Source organism: Sphingobacterium sp. GQ94, from assembly GCF_059758715.1.
Window position 1 is genome coordinate 93,267 of the sequence record NZ_JCAXEC010000003.1, and the last position, 25,046, is coordinate 118,312.

A 25,046-nucleotide genomic window follows, 5' to 3' on the forward strand; every position below is an offset into this window, starting at 1 on the left:
CTTATGGAGGACCCCGGACAGATATCCCAATACGGTAAAATATTATTGATGGCAATCATTGGTATTGTGTTGGTTTGTGCAACCATATTACTGGCTCGTATTCTCTCTCCGAAAAATCCAAACCCAATTAAACAGAGCACTTACGAATGTGGTGAAGATTCACTAGGGACTTCTTGGGTTCAGTTTAATCCTAGGTTTTATGTGATTGCTTTGGTTTTCTTGTTATTTGATGTGGAATTGATTTTTATCTTTCCATGGGCAATAGTATTTGGTCATGCTGAATTAAATGCGATAGATCCGCGCTGGGGATGGTTGACTTTAATCGAAATGGCCATATTTATTGGCGTTTTAATTATAGGACTAATCTATGTTTGGAATAGAGGAGACATTAATTGGATAAAACCTAGACATGTAACTCCTGTGGTGAATGTGAACATTCCGAGTGCTGTTTATGAGAAATTAAATCAAAAGAAATACGCGGTTATTGATTATAAAGTACAGCCTTTGCTTGATAATTTAGAACCAAAAGTTGCAGCCCCTGTAAAGATGGGATTCAGACCTAAATTTAAGAACCCAAATTCGTAACCATGAGTATAGATTCAACATTACAACAAAATAATGGGGTAATCATCGCCAAAATGGACGATTTGCTAAACTGGGCGAGATTGTCCTCCATGTGGCCTGTTAGTTTTGGAATAGCTTGTTGTGCAATTGAAATGATGGGAGCGATGGCTTCTACATATGATTTAGATCGTTTAGGCGTATTTCCACGTCCTTCACCAAGACAAGCAGATGTAATTATAATTGCTGGAACAGTTACCTTTAAAATGGCTGATCGAATAAAAAAGCTTTATGAACAAATGCCAGATCCGAAATATGTTATTTCGATGGGATCTTGTTCTAACTGTGGTGGTCCTTATTGGCAACATGGCTATCATGTGGTCAAAGGAGTTGATAAAATAATTCCCGTTGATATATATGTACAAGGATGTCCACCGAGACCTGAAGCCTTGATTGGTGCGTTCTTAGAATTACAACAAAAAATAGAAAAACAGTCTTTACTTCAAGGCAGGATATTTCCTGAGGCAGTACAGCAATAAAATAATTATGGCAAAAGATTTTTACGGTGATTTGCGCTTAGGAATATTAGGTGGCGGCCAATTAGGACGCATGCTTATCCAAGAGGCAATAAACTTCAATGTAAGTATACATGTTTTGGACCCAGACCCCAATGCACCTTGTAGACGCTTGTGCAATCAGTTTGAAACAGGGTCTCTTTCGGATTTTAACACCGTGTATAATTTCGGTAAAGATTTAGATTTGATCACAATTGAGATTGAAAAAGTAAATGTTGACGCCTTAGAAAAACTTGAAGAACAGGGTGTTGTTGTTTATCCGCAATCTCGTGTTATTCGGTTAATTCAAGATAAGGGCTTACAGAAACAATTTTTTAAACAAAATGATATCCCAACATCTCCTTTTCAATTTATCAGCAATAAACAAGGACTCTCAAACAGTTTAATACCGTTTCCCCTTATTCAGAAATTGCGTAAAGATGGTTATGATGGAAAAGGAGTGATGCGACTAAACGATGCGACAGACTTGACAGGTGCTTTCGAGGAACCCAGCATAGTAGAAGAAATTGTTGATTTCGAGAAAGAAATAGCAGTTATTGTTGCGCGTAATGATAAGGGGAATTTATCGTGCTTTCCAATGGTTGAAATGGAATTTAACCCAGAAGTTAATTTAGTTGAATTTTTGATTTCACCCTCGACTTATTCGAAAGAAATTCAAGAGAAAGCGGAAAATATTGCTAAAAAGATAGCAAACGATTTACAGATTGTGGGTGTATTAGCTGTTGAGATGTTTCTAACCAAATCAGGCGAAATCTTAGTTAATGAACTTGCTCCTAGACCTCATAATAGCGGTCATCAAACTATTGAAGGGAATTATACCTCTCAATTCGGTCAGCACCTAAGGGCAATTTTTAATTTGCCTTTAGGTGACACAGCATCCAGAGGAAATGCCATTATGGTAAATCTCTTGGGAGAACAAGGTTACGAAGGACTTGCTAAATACGAAGGACTTGAAGATGTCCTTCAATTGGAGGGTGTATATATCCATTTGTACGGAAAGAAATATACCAAACCCTACCGAAAAATGGGGCATGTTTGTATCATTAATCAAAATAGAGAAAAGGCTATTGATATTGCACGAGAAGTTCAAAAAATCATTAGAGTTATTGCATAATTTATATTAAAAAAATGGAGAATCCGAAGGTAAGCGTAATTATGGGAAGTCAATCAGATCTTCCTGTTATGCAAGATGCTATTGAAGTTCTAAAATATTTGGGCGTAAACTATGAGATAAGTATCGTTTCTGCACACCGTACACCTAAGCGGATGTTCGATTTCGCAGAACAAGCTGCCGATCGAGGAATTAAGGTAATTATCGCTGGTGCGGGTGGCGCTGCCCATCTTCCGGGGATGGTAGCCTCAATCACTCATCTTCCAGTTATTGGAGTGCCTGTGAAATCCTCAAATTCGATAGATGGTTGGGATTCTGTTTTATCTATCCTACAGATGCCTAATGGTATTCCTGTTGCTACAGTGGCTTTAAATGCAGCTAAAAATGCCGGCATATTGGCTGCGCAAATATTAGCGACTTACGATGATCATTTGGTTAGCGAAATCATCAAGTTTAAAAACGAATTAAGGGAAAAAGTGGAAGAAAGTGCAAAAGAAGTAGAGCGACTTCGTTTTTAATTTCCAAGATTTAAAAAGTATAAAAGGATATAAAATCCAAATGGCCAATGAGTTTTTCGCTGGCCATTTGGATTAATAGCTATTTAAAGTTCTTTTGCATATAATCATAGCTCTTTTTGATGCTATTGTATTTATCCGGAGTATAGATTTCATCCTGTTCGACAAACGCATATTTTAATCCGCTCTCATTAGCGAATGTTGCTAAATTGATAAAATCAATACTCCCTGATCCCACCTCAGTATATCTAATATCTTTGAGAACCTGTTCTAAATTCAAAGTGTCTCGCTTACCAGTTCTAGGGTCAAATTTATTTTGCTCAAGTGGATTTGAGACCGCTCTATCCATATCCTTGACATGCCATAACGGGAATCTACCAGGATATTTTGAAAAATAGGACTGAGGGCTTTCTCCCGCTTTTTTAATCCAAAATAAATCCAACTCAAAGACCACAAGATCAGGTTCTGTGAATGCCAAAAGAATGTCTAGTCCTTTGGTCCCATTTCCAAAGGCTTTAAATTCCCAAAAATGGTTATGATAACCGATTTTAACACCTGCTTTTTTTGCCATTTCACCTGCTTTGTTAAGCTGATCCGCCATATATTGATAGTCAGAAACAGTTAACGAATTGAGTTTGTCCATAGGTGGGACAGGAGCGATTATATATTCTTGGCCGAGGTTATGAGCAATCTCAATATACTTTTCGAGGTTTTCTTTATCTTGATGATCTTTACTTAGGTATTTTCCTAAATCATAATGTCCACTATGTGTCTTTAAATCATTATCGTTTAATAATTTTTTGAGTTCGTCTACACTTAACCCCCAAAAAGTGCCATTTGTTGGATCTGCTCCGTAGGTTTCTACATGGCTGTATCCGATGGTGGCTACTGATTTAATAACTTCTTTGGGATTTTGTGATAATAGCTCCCGAAGCGTATATAGTTGAAGACCTATACTTTTTAAAGGTGAGCCCGATTTAGAATTCATGCTGTCGCAAGAAATCAAATGTGGAGCAACTAACCCTCCAACTAAACCTAGGCTAGCTAGTCTAATAAAATTTCTTCTTGAGTGTGTCATTTAGGATTCTATTTGAGAATGAATATACCTATTTTTTTGAAAAAAAAAGGATTCTTTACTCAAGAATCCTTTAATAATATTTTTAGATTGTTTTTATTAAACAGTCATGATATCTTTCTCTTTTAGCTCTGCTAATTGGTCGATTTTTGCAATGTAAGCATCAGTTAGTTTTTGAACTTCAGCTTCACCTGTTTTAATTTCATCTTCAGATGCACCATCATTTTTTAACTTCTTGATGGCCTCGTTAGATTCTTTACGAATGTTACGGATTGAAACACGACCTCTTTCAGTTTCTTCTTTAGCTTTTTTTACTAAATCTCGGCGACGTTCTTCGGTTAATACAGGTACAGCTAAACGAATAATAGTTCCGTCATTTTGTGGATTCAAACCGATGTTTGATTCCATGATAGCCTTTTCTATAATAGAAAGAAGTTGTTTTTCCCATGGTTGAACCACAATCGTTCTTGCATCAGGAGTATTAATGTTACTTACTTGTGCAAGTGGAGTAGATGTGCCGTAATAATCAACATAAATTCCATCAAGCATTCCAGGATTTGCTTTTCCAGCACGAATTTTTGTTAACTCGGAATCTGTATGAGCTACTGCTTTGGCCATACCGTCTTTGCAATCTTCCAGTTGAAGTGAAATTAATTCGTTCATATCGTGATCTTGTATTACTTAAAATATAATTTTAATTAGCTTACTATAGTACCAATCTTATCTCCATTGGCCAGTTTTAATAAGTTGCCTGGCTTATTCATGTCAAACACAATAATTGGTAAGTTGTTTTCCTGACATAAGGTAAATGCTGTCATGTCCATTACATTCAATCCTTTGGCATATACATCAGTAAAAGATATATGATCAAATTTTTCAGCAGCGGGGTCCTTTTCAGGATCGGCTGTGTAAATTCCATCTACTCGAGTTCCTTTTAGTACCGCGTCTGCATTAATTTCAATTGCGCGTAATGAAGCAGCTGTGTCAGTTGTAAAATAAGGATTTCCTGTTCCAGCGCCAAAGATGACAACCCGACCTTTTTCAAGGTGTCTTACAGCACGTCTTCTAATAAATGGTTCGCAAATTTGTTCCATTTTTATCGCTGTTAATAATCGCGTCTTTATTCCTTCTTTTTCTAGGCCATCTTGAAGTGCCATGGAATTGATCACAGTTGCTAGCATACCCATGTAATCTGCTTGCACACGGTCCATTCCTGATTTTTCTGCACTAAGACCTCGATAAATATTTCCACCACCGATGACAATCGCGATTTCCATGCCTAAGCTATGAAGCGCTTGGATGTCTTTAGCATATTGTTGAACACGATTAATATCGATACCGTAGCTTTGCTCACCCATCAAAGATTCGCCACTCAGTTTTAGTAGGATGCGTTTATATTTCATATTTTATTCTGGAATATTTCCAAAAGCCAAAGATATGACTTTTTGCTTTTGAATAACTAGATTAATTTCCTTTTTTTACCTTCGTTATTATCCTTGCATAAAATTCTTCATAAATTGGAACTATTTTACAGAGCTCAAAATCCTTTGCTCGAATTAATGCATTTTCTTTAAACTCTTGTAGTACATCGTCTTTATTTAAAATATGGATAGCTTTGTTTGCCATATCATCAATGTCCCCAATTTCACTTAAATAGCCACTAAACCCTTGTTGATTTAATTCAGGTAACCCACCAGTATTGGTCGAAATAACGGGCACTTTACATGCCATTGCCTCTAAGGCGGCCAATCCAAAACTTTCCGAGCCTGAAGGCATTACGAATAAATCAGCAATGGATAGAATTTCCTCTATAGCGTCTTGTTTACCTAAAAAACGTATGTTGTCTGTAATTCCTAATTCACGAGCTAATTCTTCTGCATTGCTTCGTTCAGGACCATCTCCAACCATTAATAGTTTACTCGGAATTTCTAGGGAAATTTTATGAAAAATACGTACAACATCCTCTATCCGTTTAACCTTACGGAAATTTGAGGTGTGTACTATAATTCGCTCATTATTCGGTGCAATTGCTTTTTTAAAGTGTTCGTGGTTTTTATTTTTAAATCGATGAAGATCAATAAAATTTGGAATAACTTGAATGTCATTGTCGATCTTAAAATAACTTAAGGTTTGTTCTTTTAAACTCTCAGAGACAGTGGTAACCCCATCGGATTGATTAATTGAAAATGTTACTACAGGGCTAAAACTTTTGTCTTTACCTACCAAGGTGATATCTGTACCATGGAGGGTGGTCACAACAGGAATATTTATCCCATAAGTGGTTGCTAAAATTTGTTTTGCTAAATAGGCAACAGAGGCATGTGGAATTGCATAATGCACATGTAAAAGATCCAAGCCTTCAAATCGGACTACATCTACAAGTTTGCTAGCAAGGGCTGTTTCATAAGGGGGGAAATCAAATAATGGATATTGGTTTATTGCTACTTCATGGTAAAATAGATTTTCAGAGAAAAAGTCCAAGCGGGCCGGTTGGCTATACGTGATAAAATGGACTTGGTGATTATTATTCGCAAGAGCCTTTCCAAGTTCTGTCGCGACCACACCGCTCCCACCAAAGGTAGGATAACATACAATGCCTATTTTCATAAATTGCCTTAGTTGCTGAATTTGTACACTAAAGATAAGGATGCTTTTATAATTGTTGTGTAATTATTTTATTAGTTTGCAAAAAACAGTAATTTCACAACAATGAATGCGAATCAAGAATTACTATTAAGGGAGCTGATTTTTAAGGCCTCAAGATCGTCAGGTAAGGGTGGTCAGAATGTTAATAAGGTGTCTTCCAAAGTTTTATTGATTTGGGACTTGATGCAATCTTCTGTATTTAATGAAGAACAAAAAAGTAATTTGCAAAAAAATCTTTCAAATAGACTTACAAAGGATTCAAAACTTCTCTTAGAGTCTTCCCAAGATAGGAGTCAGTTGAGAAATAAAAAAATAGTAATTGAAAGGTTTTTCGAGATTCTTCACCAAGGGCTCCAAACAGATAAACCCCGCATGATTACAAAAGTTCCTAAATCCGTTATCTTGGAAAGACTTGATCGAAAAAAGAAACTATCTGCTAAAAAATCGGATCGAGGCTGGAAATATGACTCTTAGTTTAAATTAGACGATCACTGTTTGTCAATTTAATTATCCTGCAATATATTTTTTTATCATCAATAACTAAGAATATAGTTGTATAACTAAATATTTAGTTATATATTGTGGTCAGATTCAAGTTATTCGATTTGAAATATGAAGGATTTAAGAGAACTTACTAAGGCTGAAGAATTGATTATGCACGTCCTATGGTCGATTGAAAAGGGGTTTGTAAAGGAAATTATTGACCAATTACCAGAACCAAAACCAGCCTATAACACTGTGTCAACAATTGTTAGAATTTTAGAAAACAAGGGATATCTTCAACATACTGTGTTTGCAAAAAGTCATCAGTATTATCCGTTAATTCGAAAAGAGGAATATAAGAAAGTGATCACAGGCAAACTATTAAAAGGTTATTTTGAGAATTCCGCAAGCCAAATGTTATCCTACTTTTTAGAGGAAAAGCAAATGAAAGTTTCTGATTTAGATGAAATTTTGGAATTGATCAATAAACACAAATCGTAACAGCAATATTTTTTTTATGATTTATTTAATTCTTTCCAACTTAGGTTTGTTGCTATTTTTTTCAATCTATCGATTGATTTTAAGTAAATTAACTTTTTTCAACTTTAACAGATGGTATCTTCTTGGTTCGGTCGGGTTAGCTTTTGCCATACCCTTGGTTTTATTTAGTAAAAATCAGATCACTGAGTTGCCTTTAATTTATTTGCCTGAGGTTAATTTAGGAAGTTCCAAATCAGCAGAGTTAGTTAAGATGTATACAAAAACAACATCATTAAATGCATTTGATTGGGTGGTGTTCGCTTATTGGGTCGGTGTATTGATTTCAATGATTATTTTAATTATCAAATTTTATTTTTTATATAAAAAAAAGAACACTATACATGATTATGAAAGCTATTCCTTTTTTGGAAAGGTCCGTTTGGGTTCATTCGTAAAAGAAAATGAAATTATAAATAACCATGAAAATATCCATATTAAACTTGGTCATAGTTATGATTTGCTTTTTATGGAATTAGTCCAAGTTTTTAATTGGTTTAATCCAATTATTTACTTTCTTAAGCAGGCTTTAAAATTTCAACATGAATGTTCGGTTGATTCCTTTTTTTCTAACAATAAAGTGCAATATGCTGAATTATTATTAGCGCAAGCTTTGCAAGTGAATAGTTCAGTTTTAGGTCATAATTTTTCTGAAAAATCAATTTTAACACACAGGATAGAGATGTTATTTAAAAAACAGTCTAAATCCTGGGCTAAGTATAGCTATTTTATTATCCTTCCGCTATCTTTTCTAGAACTTACCCTAATTTCAAGTTGCAAAGGAAATTTTGATCAAATGGTGGGTCCATCTGACAATCAAGGCTTAAAAACCATGAATTATTCATCTTTGAATACTCAATCTGCTAATGTTCAAGTTGATAAAGACAGTATTTTTACTTTTGAGGATGTAGAGATAAAAGCAGAATATCCCGGTGGAATTAATAATTTCAGGAAATTTGTCAATAATAAATTTGAATATACGCAAGAGGCTCTTGATAATGAGATCAAGGGGACAATCGAGATAAGTTTTGTGATCAACAAGGATGGAGCGGCACAAGATTTTAAAGTTCTTAGGAGATTAGGATATGGTTTGGAAGAAAGCGTTATTAAAACCATAAAACAGGCTCCGTTATGGATTCCGGCACGAAAAAATGGAGATTTTGTTGCTGTGAGATATAACTTACCTATTCGTCTAGATTTATCAGCCATGTAACTCAATCTCTAAAATTTTACTTAAAATGGAACCATATAAATCTCGAATTGCTAGTTGTCGTATTTTTTCTATGAAAAGTGAAAATCTTGCAATAAAGGCATGCTTCATACTTTTTTTTCTTCTTTGTATTTCTTCTTGTAAAACGCAGAAAATGGCTGAAGGCGGATATTTTTTCGAAGATGTTGATAAATATTTCAATCAAGAGCATGGCGTTAATGTTTGGGTATATAGATCGTTTGTTCCGAAGGAAGACTTTAAAAATGGTGTTCGCCTTACGAGTTTGTACCCATTGGATGAACGGATGTTGCAGTTAACAGATTTGAAAAAAAGTACCAACAAAGTTTTATTTTCCGCGGTTCCTGAACGGAAGCCGTTCTATAATTTCATTGCAGTAGTACATGAAAAACGTAATGTGAATCTTCAGGGATATAACGAAGTCGACTACAAGGGAGCTAAATATTTTCAAAAAGATTTTTCATTCGATGGAATTGATGTGCGACATGCCTATATCCCTTATGGAAATAAACAGGCATTGTCATTACTATATTACACTCTTGCTGTGGAGCATCGAAATTGTCCATTCTGCAAATTTGATTACCTTGCTAATATCAATGCTTTAGAACGGAAACAGGATACCACTTATTTAAATACATGGCAAATTTTTGATTGCGAACCTCAAAATAGAAAACAACTAACTATTGTCCCAAGAACGGAACTTTTAAAGGATAACAAAACATTATTTTTGAAGTTATATGACATCAATGGAATGAACAAAAGTATGTCCTTTTTTAAATTGTTTACTAAAAAAGATAAAGATCCTATTGAATTAAAACTATGTCCTAACTTATATGTACTTGAATACTTATCTGCAAGTAAGGAACTTTTGGTCAGAGATACACTGCTAGTTAATTAATCTCTCAGTACTTTGTGTTGAGTATTTTATCCTTTTAGGATTCTTATCTCGTTTTGCAACTCTTCAATTTTTTGAAGTAGATTACTAACAACCTCAATTCCTTGCATATTTATTTCAAGGTCATAATGCCAAGTTGAAAAACGTTCTAAATGAACAAGCTCTTCTTCTTCTATAAATTCTTGCTCTTCAATCACTGTTATTTCTATCAGTCCGTTTTGGTGCAACTCTTTGATAAAAGTGCTCTCGATATTATTGGATCTGCAAATATCGATCACTTTGAATAATGTCTTTTCCATGATCTATTTACTTAAATCTGCTAGTTGTTGAATCAATTCTTTTTCTTGTTCGGTTAGATTGGTTGGAAGTTTTACCAGAACCTGAGCATACAAATCGCCAAATTCTCCTTCTTTTTTGTATACCGGAAAACCTTTTGATTTTAATCGAATTTTACTTCCAATTTGGGTCTCCGGTTTGATCTTTACTTTAATTTTTTCTGTTAAGGTCTCCACAATGGTTTCTCCCCCTAACAAAGCGGTATACAAATCGATATCAATCTTGGTGTACAAATCATTTCCTTTACGTTGAAAATTAGGATGTGGTTTAACCGTGAAAGTAATGTATAAATCTCCATTAGGACCTCCATTAGTTCCTTGAGATCCTAGTCCTTTTAGTTTGATTTTTTGACCATTATCTACACCTGCCGGAATGGTGATTCGAATATTTTTCCCATTGATATTGAATGTTTGCTGATGGGTATTGGATGCTTGCAACAAGGTCAGTTCTAAAACAGTTTCAAAATCACTACCTCTATAGCTGGTTCTACGACCCGATCTTTTTTCACTTCCAAAGCGGGACCCAAACATTTGTTCAAAAAAGTCTGAATATTCTCCAGTTTCGTAATTTCCATCGTAATTAAAATCAAAACCTTCAAATGGATTATTTCTTGTATTAGCCCTAGATGTATCTTGGGTTTGATTCGCTTTTTCATATTCCGCTCCACTCTTCCAATTTTGGCCATATTGATCGTATTTTTTACGCTTATGCGGATCAGTCAGTACTTCATTTGCCTCATTTATCTCTTGAAATCTTTTTTTAGCCTCCTGGTCATTGGGGTTCAGATCCGGATGATATTTTCTTGCCAATTTTCGGAAAGCCTTTTTGATGTCCTCTTGGCTTGCGGATTGCTCCAAGCCCAGTACTTTATAATAATCTAGAAATGCCATCGTGATTTATTGATTTATACTAAAAACAAGAAGTTCTAAGTTTTGTTTAAGAAAAGATTAAAGTCAGAATATCGATTCTGCATTTCCATTAGCAAAATCTGAGTGGTAGGTTATCGGTAAGAATATTAAGATATTATTTATTGAGTTATTGGGTCCTCAACACAACAAAGGACCGGAAGTATATTTCCGATCCTTTCTTTGAATATGATATAACAAAAGTTATTTTATTTTTTCAGGTGTTTTGTCAACAACTAAACGTTTATCACGATTTGCAATTTCCCAAGCGGTATGGAAAACTAATTTTTCTCGTTTAGCCATCATCGGAAAATCTATTTTCTCGACCGTGTCATTCGGAGTGTGGTAATCTGGATGCAACCCCGAGAAGAAGAAAATTACTGGAATACCATGCTTAGCCAAATTGTATTGATCAGAACGGTAATAAATACGCATCTCATCTTTGGGATCATCGTACATATAATCCAATTCCATCTGCGTAAACTCTTGATTTGCTTTTTCATTGATTGCCTTGAGTTCACTACTTAACATTCCCGATCCAATAGCGTGGATGTAATTATGATTTCCTTCCAAATGTTTGTCGTCGATTCGTCCAATCATATCCATATTCAAACAAGTAACAGTATTGGCCAACGGAAATATTGGGTTTTCAGAATAGAAATTGGATCCTAGTAAACCTTTTTCCTCCGCTGCAAAAGCCATAAATAAAATTGTTCTCCTTGGTCCTTTTCCATCTTTCTTGGCCGCGGCAAAGGCCTTGGCTAATTCCATCACGCCAACAGTACCTGAACCATTGTCATCAGCACCTGGAAAAAAAGTTCCGTCGGGTAAGATTCCATCATGATCGTAATGACCTGATATGATAACAATTTCATCCTTCAGGTCAGAACCTTCCACCAATCCTAATACATTTGGATCATTGTGTTGTTCTTTTTTAATGCCCATAGTGGCCGATAATTTCGCCTTGATCTGAAACGATTGAGGTTTTAATGTCGTTGAAATCTTTTCCTTAATTTGAGAAATGGTAGTTTTATGCGCAGATAAAATCTCGTTTGCTCTTTCCTCTGTAAGATTGACCACTGGGATAGCCATGCTTGGATCTGTCGGCTTATTTTCAGATCTTAAACTAAACCTTCCACCTGTTAACCTATTCCCGAAACGTTCAATCATTTTAGAATTTTGAGAACTAGTTGCAATAATCAATTGTGGTTTTAATTTGCTTAATTCTTGTATTTTTTTAAATCGACTTGTTGCCCATTCTGAAGATTCTTTTGTTCCTGATATGATAGATAGACCAGTTTTGTCAGTAGGTTCACCCTCATTTATAAACAAAACTACTTTTCCGGTTATATCAATACCCGATAGATCGTTGTATTTTTCCGATTGAATTCCATAACCAATAACGACAACCTCATCAGCTTTGAAACTTTGAAGATTGTTATCACCTTGGATGAAAAAATCTATCCCGTTTTTAAAGTTTTGACCATTGAGGGTGAAGTTGTCCACCACATAGGATGTTTTCTCCAAAGCAACGGGTTGATAATAGGATCCATTCACAGCTGGTTTTAATCCTAGTTTTTTAAACTCATTTGCGATATACTCGACTGTCTTTTGGCCACCTGGTTGACCAGTTCCACGACCCTCGAACTCTCTAGAGGCTAATATTGTTAGATGTTGCTTGGCAGATTCTTCAGTTAGCAGTTTTGCATATTTTTTCTGAGCAATGTCCTGTCCGACTGAACAGCTAAAGATCGTCGGAATTAAAAGTGAAAGAATTAGATATTTTTTCATGAAACTATTATCATTGATTAGATACAACTCATTTTATTAACTCGATTTGCATGACGACCACCTTCAAAATCAGTTGTTAAGAAGGTTTTTGATATACGTTTAGCCAAATCTAAATCAATAAATCGAGCTGGAATACATACTATATTTGCATCATTGTGTTGACGAGCTAAAGCTGAAATTTCCTCTAACCAACAAATTGCAGCACGAACGCCTTGGTGTTTATTCGCTGAGATAGCTACACCGTTTGCACTGCCACATATCAATATGCCAAGTTCATTTTCTTTCTTCTCAACACTCATGGCTACCGGGTGAGCATAATCAGGATAATCTACTGAGTCAGCTGTTGAGGGCCCAAAATCTTGAACCGTGTAACCTAATTCATTTAAGAATGTGATTAATTCGGTTTTGTATTCAAATCCAGCATGATCACTGCCAATTGCGATTTTTTTAGACATGGTATTTTTATTTTGTGTTGTAAAACTCTTTTTCAGCTTGTTCTTTAGCTCTTTTCACCTTTGCAGACACCATTATACTCAATTCATACAGGAGAAACATGGGGGCACTTACTGTCAATAGGGTTATAATATCTGCAGTAGGAGTGATAATTGCAGCAATTACCAAAATGATAACCACAGCATATCTACGGCTAGCCCGCATAAACTCAGGAGTCATTATGCCAATTTTTGAAAGAATAAAAATCAAAATTGGTAATAAAAATATAATTCCACAACCTAAAGTTAATGTAGCAATTGTTGATAAATACGAATCTATAGTGATTTGATTCGTAATTTCAATACTTAGAGATACGTTTGCCAAGAAGTTAACCGAAAGTGGTACTACAATATAGTATCCAAATAATGCCCCAATTGCAAACAACAAAGTGGCGTAGAATACAAAACCTCTTGCTGACTTCTTTTCTATCTCACTTAAAGCAGGTTTGATGAACAGCCACACCTCAAATAATAAGTAAGGGAAACCTAAAGCGACTGCCATTAAAAGACAAGAGTTGATTTGTAACATGAATTGTCCCGCCAATTCTGTATTGATAATGTTGAATGGAATCTGTTCTACGCAAAATCCTTCCAGATTTAGTAAAGCGCCAACTTTACACATCATTCTGTAAGTCCAAAAATCGAGGCTTTTTGGGCCCATAATGATTTCATTAAATACAAAATCGTAAAACGTGAAGGATAGGATTGCAAATACGGTTATAGCAATGACGGAACGTATGATGTGCCATCTTAGAATTTCTAGGTGATCAAAGAATGACATTTCAGATTCTAAGTTCTTCCCTTTATTTTTAATTGCTTCAATAAGTTTAATATTTCTGGACATGTATTTTTGGTGCGCTTTTAATATTCCTGAGAAACAAAAATACCATTCTTCAGCAGAAGAATGGCATGTTTTAGTTATGTAAAGTAAATTTTATACAACTTCTTCATCTGGATACTCTGTAAGGTCAAAAGTTTCCATAAATTTTGTTGTGAAATTCCCTGCTCTAAAGTTCGGATCACGCATTAAACGCAAATGAAGAGGTATGGTGGTTTTCACTCCCTCGATAACAAATTCACTTAATGCGCGCTCCATCGTATTGATTGCTTCTTCGCGTGTTTGTGCAACACAGATCAACTTGGCAATCATTGAATCGTAGTTAGGAGGGATGCTGTATCCAGAATACACGTGAGTATCTACACGCACTCCATGACCTCCTGGGGAATGGAAATTCGTGATTTTGCCGGGTGATGGACGAAAATTATTAAACGGATCTTCTGCATTGATTCGGCATTCAATAGCATGCATGGTTGGCTCATAGCTTTTTCCAGAAATTGGAATACCTGCAGCTACTTTTATTTGTTCTTTTATTAAGTCAAAATTGATTACCTCCTCAGTAACTGGATGTTCTACTTGGATACGGGTATTCATTTCCATGAAGTAGAAGTTACGGTGTTTATCAACCAAAAATTCGATTGTTCCAGCACCTTCATACTTGACTGCTTGAGCTCCTTTAATTGCGGCTTCACCCATTTTGGATCTTAATTCAGCTGTAATAAATGGAGAGGGTGCCTCTTCTACCAGTTTTTGATGGCGTCTTTGAATTGAGCAATCACGTTCAGATAAGTGGCATACGGTTCCGTATTGATCCCCAATGACTTGAATTTCAATATGACGGGGATCCTCCACATATTTTTCCAGATATAATCCAGCGTTTCCGAATGCTGCTCCTGCTTCTTGACGGGCAGAATCCCATGCAGGTTCAAATTCTTCGTCTTTCCAAACGATGCGCATTCCGCGGCCACCGCCACCTGCAGTTGCTTTAAGAATGACCGGATAACCAATCTCATTAGCGGTTATTATACCCGTTCTTATGTCTTGAACTAATCCATCGGAACCAGGCACAATTGGAACTCCAGCTAACTTCATTGTCTCTTTAGCGGAAGCTTTATCTCCCATTTTTTCAATCTGGTCTGCGGTTGCACCGATGAATTTGATGCCGTACTCAGCACAGATTGCAGAAAACTTTGAGTTTTCTGATAAAAACCCATATCCTGGATGAATTGCGTCAGCGTTTGTTAGCTCTGCGGCTGAAATAATATTTGGGATATTTAAATAAGAATCTTTACTCGCAGGAGGACCGATACATACCGCTTCATCAGCAAAACGAACATGTAAACTGTCGCGATCAGCTGTTGAGTAAATCGCCACACTTTGAATTCCCATCTCTTTACAAGTACGGATGATTCGGAGTGCGATTTCACCTCTATTGGCAATTAATATTTTTTTAAACATAATTTTGACTAATGTAACACTTTATTTTTTGTATAGTTAAGTTCAGTTATCTGAAAATTAACTAGGATCTACCAAAAATAAAGGCTGGTCGTATTCTACTGGTTGTGCATCATTTACTAAAATTTTGACAATTTTACCGGCAACCTCAGATTCAATCTCGTTGAATAATTTCATTGCCTCAATAATGCAAATAACCTTCCCACTAGTCACTTCATCGCCTACGTTTACGAATGCAGGTTTATCTGGTCCTGCTGAACGGTAAAACGTTCCAATAATCGGAGATTTAATGGTGATGTATTTTGCAGTATCATCCGCTACAGCTACTGCTGGAGTTGGTGTGGCGAGAGGAGCTGGTGTAGGAGCTGGTGATTGTGCAGAAGCTACAGGTACAGCTTGTTGTGTTGGAACTGATGCCGTAACGTAAGTAGGTTCCTGATTGGTTTTTATTGTTATTTTAAAATCTTTTTCTTCGATTGCTACTTCATTCACACCCGATTTTGAAACGAATTTTATCAGGTCTTGAATTTGTTTAATGTCCATACTCATATGCTAGCAGGTTTGTTTAATTGTTGAAAAAATGATTAGCTATAAAGGTAATAAAATCTTGTGGATTAGTAGGCCCATTTTAAATAAATTGAGCCCCATGTAAAGCCTCCACCAAAAGCGGCTAATATTAGATTATCGCCCTTTTTTAGTTTGCTTTCCCATTCCCATAAACATAATGGAATAGTTCCACTAGTTGTATTTCCGTATTTTTGGATATTGACCATTACTTTCTCTTCTGGTAATCCAGCACGATCAGCTGTTGCATCAATAATCCTTTTGTTCGCTTGGTGAGGAACTAACCATGCCACGTCTTCTGAGGATAGATTGTTTCTTTCCATAACTTCCGCGGCTACGTCAGCCATGTTCGTTACTGCGAATTTAAAGACTGTTCGACCTTCTTGGTAAGCATAGTGTAGTCCTGCATCTACAGTCTGATGTGAAGCTGGATTTAATGATCCGCCTCCTTTAATATTTAAGTATTGACCTCCCGATCCATCTGTTTTTAAAACAGCGTCAATTAATCCATTTCCTTCTTCATTGGGTTCTAGCAACACAGCGCCACACCCATCACCAAAAAGGATACATGTGTTGCGGTCTTCGTAATTGACAACTGAGGACATCTTGTCTCCGCCAATAACCAAAACTTTTTTATGTTTCCCTGATTCAATAAACTGTGCTCCAGTATTTAATCCAAAAATGAATCCAGAACAAGCCGCTTGCAAATCAAATCCCCATGCATTTTTCGCACCTATTTTATCAGCTAAAATATTTGCTGTTGCAGGGAATAACATGTCTGGGGTGCTTGTACAGAAAATAATTAGATCTATGTCTGTTGCTTCAATTCCTCTTTTTTTAAGTAAGCCTTGTACCGCGGGTACAGCAAGGTCAGAGGTCGCTTTCGAAGGATCTTTTAAAATCCTTCTTTCACTGATTCCAGTACGACTTACAATCCATTCGTCGTTAGTTTCGACCATGGTTTCCAACTCTTTGTTGGTTAAGATATAGTCAGGAACATAGCCATTTACAGCAGTAATGGCTGCATGAATTTTCGACATATTTTTTTAATTAAATGCTGATCTGATTTTTTCAATAAAATTTGAAGAAATCATATCTCTTGACAGTAAAACCATGTTTTTTATAGCCGTAGGCGTTGAGATGCCATGACCGATGAGTACAGGTGCGTTTACACCTAAGATTGGGCTTCCACCATATCTTTCATAGTCAAAACGATCAAAAAATTCGTCTTTAAAGCCTTTTTTAAGAGTTGCTACATAAAATGATTCAGCAAGTTTTAAAACTACATTACCGGTATAACCATCACAAACAATTACGTCAGCATGGTCATTGAATAGGTCACGACCCTCCGTATTTCCGATAAAATTTATTTTGCTGTTTTCTTTTAATAAGGGGTAGGTAGCAATGGTTAGGTTATTTCCTTTTTCTTCTTCTTCACCAATATTCAATAATCCCACTTTTGGAGAAGGTATTCCGTATACATATTCAGCGTATAAACTGCCTAAAATAGCAAATTGATTTAACATTTCAGGTTTACAGTCTGCATTTGCACCTACATCCAATAAGATTCCAAAACCTTCTTTTAATTTAGGAACGTTCGTCGCAATAGCAGGTCTTGACACTCCAGGAATTGTTTTTACGCTAAACATGGCTCCAACCAACATAGCTCCTGTATTGCCCGCTGAAGAGAAAGAGTCAATCTCTCCGGATTTAAGCATCTCAAAACCTCTTGCAATAGAAGAATTTGGTTTGTGTGTGATCGCTTTAGTGGGATGTTCATGCATGCTGATTATATCAGGCGCATGGACAAAATCAAATTTTGAAGAATCCGATCCGGCCTCCTCAATCGCTTTTCTATTGGCAATTTCATCGCCAAAAAGCACGATACGCTGGGTCTCTTCCAACAATTTTTGAGCTTCAATTGCCCCTTTTATATTCGAATCAGGTGCAAAATCTCCTCCCGAGACGTCTAGTCCAATCTTCATTCGTTATTATTTAGAATATTCAATAATACGCAAAAAACATCCCAAGTTAAAGTGAATATTTTAAAATATTACACTCTTTTGGGATGTTTTCTAGAAAATTGTCTTTAGACAACGGCGGTATTCTCAATGATTAATTTACCGTTGTAGTATAAGTTACCGTCTACTGTATAAGCACGGTGAGGGATATGTACCGCACCAGTTTCTTTACAAACAGTTAAGCTAGGAAGTTCTGCTTTATAATGAGTTCTTCTTTTGTCTCTTCTTGATTTAGAAGTTTTCCGTTTTGGATGTGCCATCTCGTATTTGTGTTTTAGTTATTTTTAATATTTTTTAATGCTTCCCAACGTGGGTCAATGCTTTCATTTTCCTCAATTGATGGAGAAGTGTCTTCTGTTTCGCTTTTAATCCAGTTTAGCATTTCAGGGTCACAGCTAATACCGTTCCCTTGTTCACTACATTTGGTGTAAAGAGGTACCGCTACATTTATGTATTCATAAAGCAGAGGTGCAATATCCAATTCATAGTCGTTTTTTGAAAGAACAACTATTTCTTCGCTATCCTTATTCCAGTCTTCCTGAACGAACTTAACGAATGCACGTTCTTCTATATGGACTGGGGAGTCAAACGTTGACAGGCATACATCGCAAGTTAGTTTTAGGCTACCCTGGATGTCAAAATTTGCAATCAACATGTCTTCCTGTTTCTGGAGTTGAACTGCAATTTTTAAATCGCCGTCTTTAGCAATTGAATCTTCGTAACAATCAAAGAACTTTTCATCAATATAAAAGTCAAAACTGTGTTTACCTGTCGAAAGACCTGAAAAGGGTATTCTGTATTTTTTTAGATACTTCACAATCTTGTATTTAAGCCTGCAAAAGTAATGATTAATTAAGTATAAATGAAATTTATTTTAAAAAATCTACAGGCTATTCGTAATAATTTTTACCTAATTCAATTTTTTGACGATCATTGGCCATGCGCCATTTGTTGGTGTCTCTTAGGGAGTAAGCACAGCCACAGTATTCCTGCATATAAAACTTCTCTCTTTTGCTGATTTCCAACATTCTTGCTGATCCGCCTTTTTTACGCCAATTCAGCGTCCAATATTCCATGTTTTCGTGCCTTGAAGCAGCACGTAATCCGCAATCATTGATCTGCTCCATGTTTTTCCAACGCGATATGCCCAAAGAGCTGGAAATCACATCAAAATTATGTTTAGCGGCGTATTCTGCTGTTTTTTCAAACCGCATGTCGAAACACATCGTGCATCGAGAACCTTTCTCCGGTTCATTCTCCATGCCTTTAGCCAACTCAAACCAATGATCTACATCATAGTCAGCATCTATAAAGGGAATATTATGCTTTTCTGCAAAGCGAATGTTTTCATCTTTACGTAAATCGTATTCCTTTCTAGGATGGATATTCGGGTTGTAGAAATAAATGGTAAAATCAATATCCGACGATATTAAGGCTTCCATGACTTCTCCCGAACAAGGCGCACAACAAGAGTGTAGCAATAATTTTTTTCCACCCTTTGGCAATTCTAACTTTTCTCTTACAAATTCTTTGTTTTGCATTGCTATAGAATTTCTCTTGCAATATTACGTAAAAGCATTTGTTAAAGCAACTTTAACACTTATTGGTCTCTTGATCTGGTTGGCAAGACGGATAATTTTTTATATTTGTAATAAAATATTCTTAAGATGACAGTTAGGTCCTTCTATTTCATACTTTTAGTCGTTTGTGTTTTGGTTTATAGTTCTTGTGAACGTACGGACGACGAACCACCTGAAAACGCCTCTATTTCGAGATTGTATATTTCCTATTCGAACTATCAGCCTAATACTGGAGAAACACGATATAATAACGTTGTTTTATTGCCTTTTTCGGATGACTCCACGAATATGGGTGGTATTATTCAACCGTTTCGCTCAGAAGCTCAAGGAGGTAATACCATTTACTTTAATCCATCAGCACAAAGGATTTTTCATTCTGCCACTAATAATTCCGCTATAGACACTTTTCTTTATAAATTATCAGTAGGTGAATTGAGTGGTGCTTTGGAAACTCTTCCAAAAATCCCCAATAAAGTATTGAGGGCTGTTCGTGGAATGGCTTTTCATCCTAATTTGGATAAACTTTACCTTATAGATGTTGATCCTAATCCCAGGGTATATGTTCTTGACAGACCAAGAGGGTTAGCTGATGATCGCAAACCAGGACAAACTTTTTCGTTCTTAAACGAGGAGGAATTGACCCCATGGGACTTAACTATTGTCAACAGTAATTTATTAATTAATAAATCTGGTAGTGAAGCTGGAATAGATATTTATGAGAACCTAATCAGTAGCAGAGATTCTTTAAAAAGTGATTTGGTACCTACTCGCAGTTTAAGGGTTGAAAATGCCAATAATATCAGAGGGATGTCGGTGGATACCGTAAACAATATGTTAGCACTTACAGATTTTATTCAAACCGGATCCGGAGCATCTGCAACGTACCAAGGCAGAATTTTAATTTTTGAGAATTTTTCTACAATTAGTCAAAATTCTGGAACCATCACGCCATCGAGAATCATCACAGGCCCTCTAACGCAATTAAAACAACCAGTTGATGTAGAACTGGATTTTAGAAAGGACAGTAAATATTTGTATGTTGCCGATCCGGTTTCTAAAGCCGTTTATCGATTTTTAAAATCTGATAATGGAAATGTTGAGCCTAATGGGGAATTTCAGTACAAACAGGATCGGATGCCAGATGTATCTACTCCTGTTAGCATTTCCCTAGACGCGAGAGATTAATGTTAATTTTAATGCCCTTGCTATTTTAATCTTCTTCCATCAGGGTTAATAAAATCTCTATTTCCGATCTTTTTTCAGCGTTATCTACGTGATCGTAAGCGGCCATTAAATTGCGTAATACCCTTCTGATAATGGCTAGATTATCACAAGGCAGGGTATATTGATCTGATTGAGGAAGATTAAGCTGGCGAAGAAATGCGGTAATGTCTTCTTCTTTCATAATCTGACCTCTGTTAAATACATTGATATAGAAAGCAACTTTATCACTGTTCTCACTATCTAGGTAGGCCAATACAAAATGTTTCGGTAAATTGACACCATAAATTGGAATGTCTAATTTTTGAGCAACCAGCGCATAAATGCACGCAAGACTGATTGGATTTCCCTTTTTACTTTCTAGAACTTTATGTATGAACGAATTTTGTGGATCGTGATAATTGCTTGTATTTCCTGATAATCCAAATTCTCTAAAAATGATATTGTTCAACAATTTCACTTTCTCAAATGGACTCATGTCATACATCAAATGAAACCATGCACTTCTGCGGAGTTCTGCCAGTTGATAATAAACCTCTTCTTCATTCAGATTTGGATATTGATATCGGTTTACAACCAATAGGCCTTCCAATAGATCTTCAGAATTGTTTAATCGCCATAATTGCAATTCGTTCTTTATTTGATCATATTGAATTTTGTGAACAATATTTTCTATTCTGCTTTGAGAAATAGGGTCAAAAGAAGTTTCCCATGAGTGTTCTAACATGGGTATGGCTTCCGGACCACATGTAATTAACTTGTGCTCTACTTCCTTATATATGTCTGCGTCAGGGTCACCTAATAAATAAATCAGCGCTTTTAATTCTTTCTCTTCCACATTGAAATTTACGAAATAATTGAAACTTTACAAAAAATATTCCATAAAGCAGGTCATTGAATCTCGTATTCTCTTGTTTATTTTTTAATCCTAAATACGTTTTCTAAGTTGTTTTTATATGTTTCGTGAGGCTCTGTCTAGTTTAATGTTTTATTTGCCCATCCAAAAGATTGATTATTCGTTTTCCAAATTCAGCATTTTTATCTGAATGTGTTACTTGAATAATGGTTACCCCTTCCTGATTCAATTCGTTAAAGAGCTGCATTATTTCTTCTCCTTGTTTAGAATTTAGGTTTCCTGTGGGTTCATCAGCCAATAATATTTTTGGTGAAATGGCTAAAGCTCTTGCAATTCCTACGATTTGCTGCTGACCACCTGACAATTGAGAAGGGAAGAGGTCTTTTTTACCCACGATGTTAAACCGGTCTAATAAATCACTTACAATGCTTTTACGCTCTGATGAGGAGAGATTTTTGTAGATCAAAGGAGTTTCTATATTTTCATAAACAGTCAATTCGTCAATTAAATGATACGACTGAAAAACATAACCAATATGGGATTGAAAAAGTTGCGATCTTTTTTTAGCCTTCATAGCGAATACATCTTCATCTAAAAAGGAATATTGCCCTTCATTAGGTTCATCCAACATACCAATGATATTTAATAAAGTGGATTTTCCTGAACCTGATGGTCCCATGATGGAAATAAAGTCGCCTTCCTCAATTGTTAAATTAATGTCTTTTAGGATGAATGATTTGGTACCTCCGACAGTGTACCACTTGAATATATTTTTTAGTCTAATCATGAATTGTAATTTAATAATTTTGCGTGAATTTTAAGAACCTGTTGTTGATTGTCATTCGATTCGTAGGCATTACTTTTATAGGTCAATTTTTCGTTTGTTGAATGGTTACTCATCTCTTAATTTATCTATTGGATTAAATGTAGTGGATCGAAGGAGCACAAAAAGGACCACACAGCTTAGTAGCCCTGTTAAGATAATGAATGGTATGAGATATGTTGTGGCAGAAATTTCTATTCTGAACTCGAAGTTTTGAAGCCATTGTTGCATGATAAAATGACTGATGGGTGTTGCCGTCAGAATTGCGAGGAAGAATACGAAATAAAATTCTTTAGAAAATAGGATTAATAGGTCCGTTATTGAAGCACCCAATATTTTTCGCATACCCACTTCTTTCCCTCTCGCATTTATTGCTAAGGAAACCAATCCCATAATACCTAGGGAGATAATTAAAAGGGAAATGAAGGTTGCGCTCTGGGATGCCCGCTGTAATTGTAGCTCCGTTTCGTACATTTTTTTAATCCGATCATCCATAAATTGATACGCGAAAGGGGCGTCTGGTAAGAGTTGTTTCCATTTTTTTTCAACTTGCGCGATAGATGCTGCGAGAGATCCTGGCTTTAATCTAATGGACAGGTAACGATATTGCGTGACTTCAGCGACATTTAACCAAACAACAGGTACCGATGGATCGTGCATGGAATTGGCAATAAAGTCATCAGTCACGCCTGTAATAATTGCTTTGTCTTTTCCGTCAAAGATGGAGATACGCTGTCCTACTGCTTCCTCGGGAGTGCTATAACCCATTGTTTGTGAGGCGTTTTTATTAATGACAACCTCCATGTTAGCATTGGTGTTAAGCTCCGGTCTCCCAAAGAATTGACCAGCAAGGAGAGGGATCTGATAGGTTTGGGCGAAGGACTTGTCAGCGATAATCATTTGCGCATTTATGTCCTCATCCGATTTTTCATTTTTCAAGACTTTGGCTTGCGTAATTAAATTGTTTGGCGTCTCATACGAAAGACTGATAGACTCGATTTGCGATAATTGGCGTAATTCCTGACGAATGGTTTCCATCTTTTTGACCCCAGAAGAGCTCCAGTCCCTTGGCGCTTGGATCGTCATCAAGTAATCCTTATTGTAACCGATGTTGCCTTCCATAAACAGTTGTATTTGTTTCGAGATAACTACCGTTGAGATCAAGATGATAATGGCTACAGTGAACTGAAGAAACAACAGGGAATGCCGGACAAAATATTTTGTTTTAACCCTCACTAACTGATATTTGACAGATGCTAAGATTCCATTTTTAGACAATTTCAAAGCAGGGTATAAACCCGCTAACAAACCAATTATGATGGATAAGGCAATCAAAGCGAAGAAAAAGTAAGTAGGTAACTCACTTAGCGTCGGAAGCTTTCGCATGAATACCGTTTCAAATAATGGGCACACAATACTGTATAAAGGAATACAAAATAGGCTAATTAAGAAAACCAGTACAATATACTCGGTGAGTAATAAAACTGCGACTTGTCTAGAGGAAGCTCCCATTATTTTTCGAACACCAATTTCCTTTAATCGATTTATATTTTGAGCGATGCTGAAATTGATAAAATTTATGATTGCCATTAATAATATAAAACCAGAAATCCATAGCAGTATATTAATCATTTTCCTGACCGCTCCCTTATTATCATCTAAGTAATAGCTTTTTAAGGGCTTTAACTGTGGGCTGTAATTTTCAGAAAATTCTTTATTCTTGTTTTTGCCTACCAAGGTATTGATGGGTTCAAGTAACTGAGCAGGGGAGACACCTGGTTGTAATTCGATAAAGCCAGGAATGTATACATTATTCCAGTTATCTATATCGCGAGCGAAAAATTCTTGATTGACCACAGGTAAAAAGATATTGGCGTGGAGCGATGGTGTTAAATCAATTACGGAATTTTGTGCGTTCTGCTTGATGACACCAGTGATCATAAATCCGTGTTTTTCTCCACTGAAATTACTGATTGTTAATTCTTCTCCAATAATATTTAATTTTCCGAAATACTTTAAAGCTGCATCTTCAGAAAGAACCACAGAAAATGGTTTGAGCAAGGCGGTCTTCGGATTACCTTCATGTAAGGAAAAACCAAACATGGTTAACAGTGATGCATCACCTAAAGTAATGCTTTCTTCAAAATTATCTTTCCCATTTGATACAATACTCGTAAGACCATCTATTCGGTAATAATTGGCTACTAGATTTGGATACTCTTCTTTCAAAGCTTTGGGTAATGCACCAATGGTCGTTAATTCCAAACCTAACCCTTCTTTTTTGTAAGAACTTTGCAAAAGATATTGCTGATCCTTATTCCTTAATTCTGCATTGACTCGGTACGCGTCCCATATATAAGCAGCAACAATCATCAGAAATGTAATTCCACAAATTAAACCAACAACGTTAATTAAATTTTGCCCCTTTTTCTTACTGATAAATCGAAATGCTATTTTTATGTGATTTCTAAACATTTTATTTTATAGTTTAAATAGGTGACTGATAATGATTCTTTGATGAAGCCTGATAAATTTCAGG

28 protein-coding genes are annotated in these 25,046 nt (G+C 36.0%); 9 read left to right on the forward strand and 19 right to left on the reverse strand.

Annotated features, from left to right (window positions below; all coding sequences use genetic code 11):
• The first annotated feature begins 3 nt into the window (after positions 1–3).
• From AC6CHH_RS03855 to purE, 4 genes are read left to right on the forward strand one after another with little or no spacing between them, the layout of a single operon-like run.
• Positions 4–585, forward strand: a complete 582-nt coding sequence (locus AC6CHH_RS03855) for an NADH-quinone oxidoreductase subunit A (RefSeq protein ID WP_498279920.1) — start codon at positions 4–6, stop codon at positions 583–585.
• A 2-nt stretch (positions 586–587) separates the two neighbouring features.
• Positions 588–1,100 (forward strand): NADH-quinone oxidoreductase subunit B, encoded by a 513-nt coding sequence (locus tag AC6CHH_RS03860; protein ID WP_498279922.1) that lies wholly within the window; start codon positions 588–590, stop codon positions 1,098–1,100.
• A 7-nt stretch (positions 1,101–1,107) separates the two neighbouring features.
• Positions 1,108–2,250, forward strand: coding sequence for a 5-(carboxyamino)imidazole ribonucleotide synthase (locus AC6CHH_RS03865; RefSeq protein WP_498279924.1), 1,143 nt, complete (start codon positions 1,108–1,110; stop codon positions 2,248–2,250).
• A 14-nt stretch (positions 2,251–2,264) separates the two neighbouring features.
• Positions 2,265–2,765 (forward strand): 5-(carboxyamino)imidazole ribonucleotide mutase, encoded by a 501-nt coding sequence (purE, locus tag AC6CHH_RS03870; protein ID WP_498279926.1) that lies wholly within the window; start codon positions 2,265–2,267, stop codon positions 2,763–2,765.
• 79 nt (positions 2,766–2,844) lie between these two features.
• Here the strand turns inward: purE and AC6CHH_RS03875 are convergent, their stop codons facing one another.
• From AC6CHH_RS03875 to bshA, 4 genes are all read right to left on the reverse strand, one after another.
• Positions 2,845–3,840, reverse strand: a complete 996-nt coding sequence (locus AC6CHH_RS03875) for a sugar phosphate isomerase/epimerase family protein (RefSeq protein ID WP_498279928.1) — start codon at positions 3,838–3,840, stop codon at positions 2,845–2,847.
• A gap of 96 nt (positions 3,841–3,936) precedes the next feature.
• Positions 3,937–4,500 carry a ribosome recycling factor gene (gene frr, locus AC6CHH_RS03880; protein ID WP_498279930.1) on the reverse strand — a complete coding sequence of 188 codons (564 nt, stop codon included), beginning with the start codon at positions 4,498–4,500 and terminating at the stop codon, positions 3,937–3,939.
• 35 nt (positions 4,501–4,535) lie between these two features.
• Positions 4,536–5,240, reverse strand: coding sequence for a UMP kinase (pyrH, locus tag AC6CHH_RS03885; protein WP_498279932.1), 705 nt, complete (start codon positions 5,238–5,240; stop codon positions 4,536–4,538).
• Positions 5,241–5,301: 61 nt separating this feature from the next.
• Complete coding sequence (gene bshA / locus AC6CHH_RS03890; protein WP_498279934.1) at positions 5,302–6,444, reverse strand: N-acetyl-alpha-D-glucosaminyl L-malate synthase BshA; 1,143 nt, start codon at positions 6,442–6,444, stop codon at positions 5,302–5,304.
• A gap of 102 nt (positions 6,445–6,546) precedes the next feature.
• Between bshA and arfB the strand changes: the two genes are divergently transcribed.
• From arfB to AC6CHH_RS03910, 4 genes are all read left to right on the forward strand, one after another.
• Positions 6,547–6,957 carry an alternative ribosome rescue aminoacyl-tRNA hydrolase ArfB gene (gene arfB / locus AC6CHH_RS03895; RefSeq protein WP_498279936.1) on the forward strand — a complete coding sequence of 137 codons (411 nt, stop codon included), beginning with the start codon at positions 6,547–6,549 and terminating at the stop codon, positions 6,955–6,957.
• 138 nt (positions 6,958–7,095) lie between these two features.
• Entirely contained in the window at positions 7,096–7,467 is a 372-nt protein-coding gene (locus AC6CHH_RS03900) for a BlaI/MecI/CopY family transcriptional regulator (RefSeq protein WP_498279938.1), read from the forward strand.
• 16 nt (positions 7,468–7,483) lie between these two features.
• The gene (locus tag AC6CHH_RS03905; protein ID WP_498279940.1) at positions 7,484–8,716 is read left to right on the forward strand and encodes a TonB family protein; all 1,233 of its coding nucleotides are present in this window, start codon (positions 7,484–7,486) and stop codon (positions 8,714–8,716) included.
• A 151-nt stretch (positions 8,717–8,867) separates the two neighbouring features.
• Positions 8,868–9,629, forward strand: coding sequence for a hypothetical protein (locus tag AC6CHH_RS03910; protein ID WP_498279942.1), 762 nt, complete (start codon positions 8,868–8,870; stop codon positions 9,627–9,629).
• Positions 9,630–9,655: 26 nt separating this feature from the next.
• Here AC6CHH_RS03910 and AC6CHH_RS03915 read toward each other — a convergent pair whose 3' ends face one another.
• The 12 genes from AC6CHH_RS03915 to AC6CHH_RS03970 all read right to left on the reverse strand — a co-directional run bounded on the left by AC6CHH_RS03915 (position 9,656) and on the right by AC6CHH_RS03970 (position 19,568).
• On the reverse strand, positions 9,656–9,925 hold the full coding sequence (locus AC6CHH_RS03915; RefSeq protein WP_498279944.1) for a chaperone modulator CbpM: 270 nt from the start codon (positions 9,923–9,925) through the stop codon (positions 9,656–9,658).
• 3 nt (positions 9,926–9,928) lie between these two features.
• Positions 9,929–10,852 (reverse strand): DnaJ C-terminal domain-containing protein, encoded by a 924-nt coding sequence (locus AC6CHH_RS03920; RefSeq protein WP_498279946.1) that lies wholly within the window; start codon positions 10,850–10,852, stop codon positions 9,929–9,931.
• Positions 10,853–11,071: 219 nt separating this feature from the next.
• On the reverse strand, positions 11,072–12,658 hold the full coding sequence (locus AC6CHH_RS03925) for a M28 family peptidase (RefSeq protein WP_498279948.1): 1,587 nt from the start codon (positions 12,656–12,658) through the stop codon (positions 11,072–11,074).
• 17 nt (positions 12,659–12,675) lie between these two features.
• On the reverse strand, positions 12,676–13,113 hold the full coding sequence (gene rpiB, locus AC6CHH_RS03930; RefSeq protein ID WP_498279950.1) for a ribose 5-phosphate isomerase B: 438 nt from the start codon (positions 13,111–13,113) through the stop codon (positions 12,676–12,678).
• 7 nt (positions 13,114–13,120) lie between these two features.
• Positions 13,121–13,993, reverse strand: coding sequence for a twin-arginine translocase subunit TatC (gene tatC / locus AC6CHH_RS03935; protein WP_498279952.1), 873 nt, complete (start codon positions 13,991–13,993; stop codon positions 13,121–13,123).
• Positions 13,994–14,083: 90 nt separating this feature from the next.
• Positions 14,084–15,445: an acetyl-CoA carboxylase biotin carboxylase subunit gene (gene accC, locus AC6CHH_RS03940; RefSeq protein WP_498279954.1), complete on the reverse strand. Its 1,362-nt coding sequence runs from the start codon at positions 15,443–15,445 to the stop codon at positions 14,084–14,086.
• A gap of 57 nt (positions 15,446–15,502) precedes the next feature.
• Positions 15,503–15,991, reverse strand: coding sequence for an acetyl-CoA carboxylase biotin carboxyl carrier protein (gene accB, locus AC6CHH_RS03945; protein WP_498279956.1), 489 nt, complete (start codon positions 15,989–15,991; stop codon positions 15,503–15,505).
• A 65-nt stretch (positions 15,992–16,056) separates the two neighbouring features.
• Positions 16,057–17,046, reverse strand: coding sequence for a beta-ketoacyl-ACP synthase III (locus AC6CHH_RS03950; protein ID WP_498279958.1), 990 nt, complete (start codon positions 17,044–17,046; stop codon positions 16,057–16,059).
• Between the two features lie 6 nt (positions 17,047–17,052).
• A complete protein-coding gene (gene plsX / locus AC6CHH_RS03955) occupies positions 17,053–17,991 on the reverse strand; it encodes a phosphate acyltransferase PlsX (protein WP_498279960.1) in 939 nt (312 codons plus the stop codon).
• Positions 17,992–18,095: 104 nt separating this feature from the next.
• Positions 18,096–18,287, reverse strand: a complete 192-nt coding sequence (rpmF, locus tag AC6CHH_RS03960; RefSeq protein ID WP_498279962.1) for a 50S ribosomal protein L32 — start codon at positions 18,285–18,287, stop codon at positions 18,096–18,098.
• Between the two features lie 14 nt (positions 18,288–18,301).
• Positions 18,302–18,844, reverse strand: coding sequence for a YceD family protein (locus AC6CHH_RS03965; RefSeq protein ID WP_498279964.1), 543 nt, complete (start codon positions 18,842–18,844; stop codon positions 18,302–18,304).
• Positions 18,845–18,917: 73 nt separating this feature from the next.
• Positions 18,918–19,568, reverse strand: a complete 651-nt coding sequence (locus AC6CHH_RS03970) for an epoxyqueuosine reductase QueH (protein WP_498279966.1) — start codon at positions 19,566–19,568, stop codon at positions 18,918–18,920.
• Positions 19,569–19,694: 126 nt separating this feature from the next.
• On the opposite strand from AC6CHH_RS03970, the gene AC6CHH_RS03975 reads away from it, so the two are divergent.
• Positions 19,695–20,792 (forward strand): hypothetical protein, encoded by a 1,098-nt coding sequence (locus tag AC6CHH_RS03975; RefSeq protein WP_498279968.1) that lies wholly within the window; start codon positions 19,695–19,697, stop codon positions 20,790–20,792.
• Between the two features lie 25 nt (positions 20,793–20,817).
• On the opposite strand, the gene AC6CHH_RS03980 is transcribed toward AC6CHH_RS03975, so the two are convergent.
• The 3 genes from AC6CHH_RS03980 to AC6CHH_RS03990 form a co-directional block, all read right to left on the reverse strand.
• Complete coding sequence (locus AC6CHH_RS03980) at positions 20,818–21,666, reverse strand: transglutaminase-like domain-containing protein (RefSeq protein WP_498279970.1); 849 nt, start codon at positions 21,664–21,666, stop codon at positions 20,818–20,820.
• Positions 21,667–21,808: 142 nt separating this feature from the next.
• On the reverse strand, positions 21,809–22,471 hold the full coding sequence (locus tag AC6CHH_RS03985; RefSeq protein ID WP_498279972.1) for an ABC transporter ATP-binding protein: 663 nt from the start codon (positions 22,469–22,471) through the stop codon (positions 21,809–21,811).
• A 105-nt stretch (positions 22,472–22,576) separates the two neighbouring features.
• A complete protein-coding gene (locus AC6CHH_RS03990) occupies positions 22,577–24,982 on the reverse strand; it encodes an ABC transporter permease (protein WP_498279974.1) in 2,406 nt (801 codons plus the stop codon).
• Positions 24,983–25,046: the final 64 nt, after the last annotated feature.

Bases quoted from the DNA above. Each gene is read 5' to 3' on its own strand.
- arfB (WP_498279936.1), top strand. From the start codon at position 6,547: ATGAATGCGAATCAAGAATTACTATTAAGGGAGCTGATTTTTAAGGCC.
- AC6CHH_RS03860 (WP_498279922.1), top strand. From the start codon at position 588: ATGAGTATAGATTCAACATTACAACAAAATAATGGGGTAATCATCGCC.
- AC6CHH_RS03910 (WP_498279942.1), top strand. From the start codon at position 8,868: ATGGCTGAAGGCGGATATTTTTTCGAAGATGTTGATAAATATTTCAAT.
- AC6CHH_RS03915 (WP_498279944.1), bottom strand. From the start codon at position 9,925: ATGGAAAAGACATTATTCAAAGTGATCGATATTTGCAGATCCAATAAT.
- AC6CHH_RS03985 (WP_498279972.1), bottom strand. From the start codon at position 22,471: ATGATTAGACTAAAAAATATATTCAAGTGGTACACTGTCGGAGGTACC.
- AC6CHH_RS03925 (WP_498279948.1), bottom strand. From the start codon at position 12,658: ATGAAAAAATATCTAATTCTTTCACTTTTAATTCCGACGATCTTTAGC.
- AC6CHH_RS03900 (WP_498279938.1), top strand. From the start codon at position 7,096: ATGAAGGATTTAAGAGAACTTACTAAGGCTGAAGAATTGATTATGCAC.
- plsX (WP_498279960.1), bottom strand. From the start codon at position 17,991: ATGAAGATTGGACTAGACGTCTCGGGAGGAGATTTTGCACCTGATTCG.
- bshA (WP_498279934.1), bottom strand. From the start codon at position 6,444: ATGAAAATAGGCATTGTATGTTATCCTACCTTTGGTGGGAGCGGTGTG.
- AC6CHH_RS03975 (WP_498279968.1), top strand. From the start codon at position 19,695: ATGACAGTTAGGTCCTTCTATTTCATACTTTTAGTCGTTTGTGTTTTG.
- AC6CHH_RS03990 (WP_498279974.1), bottom strand. From the start codon at position 24,982: ATGTTTAGAAATCACATAAAAATAGCATTTCGATTTATCAGTAAGAAA.
- tatC (WP_498279952.1), bottom strand. From the start codon at position 13,993: ATGTCCAGAAATATTAAACTTATTGAAGCAATTAAAAATAAAGGGAAG.
- AC6CHH_RS03865 (WP_498279924.1), top strand. From the start codon at position 1,108: ATGGCAAAAGATTTTTACGGTGATTTGCGCTTAGGAATATTAGGTGGC.
- AC6CHH_RS03920 (WP_498279946.1), bottom strand. From the start codon at position 10,852: ATGGCATTTCTAGATTATTATAAAGTACTGGGCTTGGAGCAATCCGCA.
- frr (WP_498279930.1), bottom strand. From the start codon at position 4,500: ATGAACGAATTAATTTCACTTCAACTGGAAGATTGCAAAGACGGTATG.
- pyrH (WP_498279932.1), bottom strand. From the start codon at position 5,240: ATGAAATATAAACGCATCCTACTAAAACTGAGTGGCGAATCTTTGATG.
- AC6CHH_RS03875 (WP_498279928.1), bottom strand. From the start codon at position 3,840: ATGACACACTCAAGAAGAAATTTTATTAGACTAGCTAGCCTAGGTTTA.
- purE (WP_498279926.1), top strand. From the start codon at position 2,265: ATGGAGAATCCGAAGGTAAGCGTAATTATGGGAAGTCAATCAGATCTT.
- AC6CHH_RS03950 (WP_498279958.1), bottom strand. From the start codon at position 17,046: ATGTCGAAAATTCATGCAGCCATTACTGCTGTAAATGGCTATGTTCCT.
- rpiB (WP_498279950.1), bottom strand. From the start codon at position 13,113: ATGTCTAAAAAAATCGCAATTGGCAGTGATCATGCTGGATTTGAATAC.
- AC6CHH_RS03905 (WP_498279940.1), top strand. From the start codon at position 7,484: ATGATTTATTTAATTCTTTCCAACTTAGGTTTGTTGCTATTTTTTTCA.
- accC (WP_498279954.1), bottom strand. From the start codon at position 15,445: ATGTTTAAAAAAATATTAATTGCCAATAGAGGTGAAATCGCACTCCGA.
- accB (WP_498279956.1), bottom strand. From the start codon at position 15,991: ATGAGTATGGACATTAAACAAATTCAAGACCTGATAAAATTCGTTTCA.
- AC6CHH_RS03970 (WP_498279966.1), bottom strand. From the start codon at position 19,568: ATGCAAAACAAAGAATTTGTAAGAGAAAAGTTAGAATTGCCAAAGGGT.
- AC6CHH_RS03855 (WP_498279920.1), top strand. From the start codon at position 4: ATGGAGGACCCCGGACAGATATCCCAATACGGTAAAATATTATTGATG.
- rpmF (WP_498279962.1), bottom strand. From the start codon at position 18,287: ATGGCACATCCAAAACGGAAAACTTCTAAATCAAGAAGAGACAAAAGA.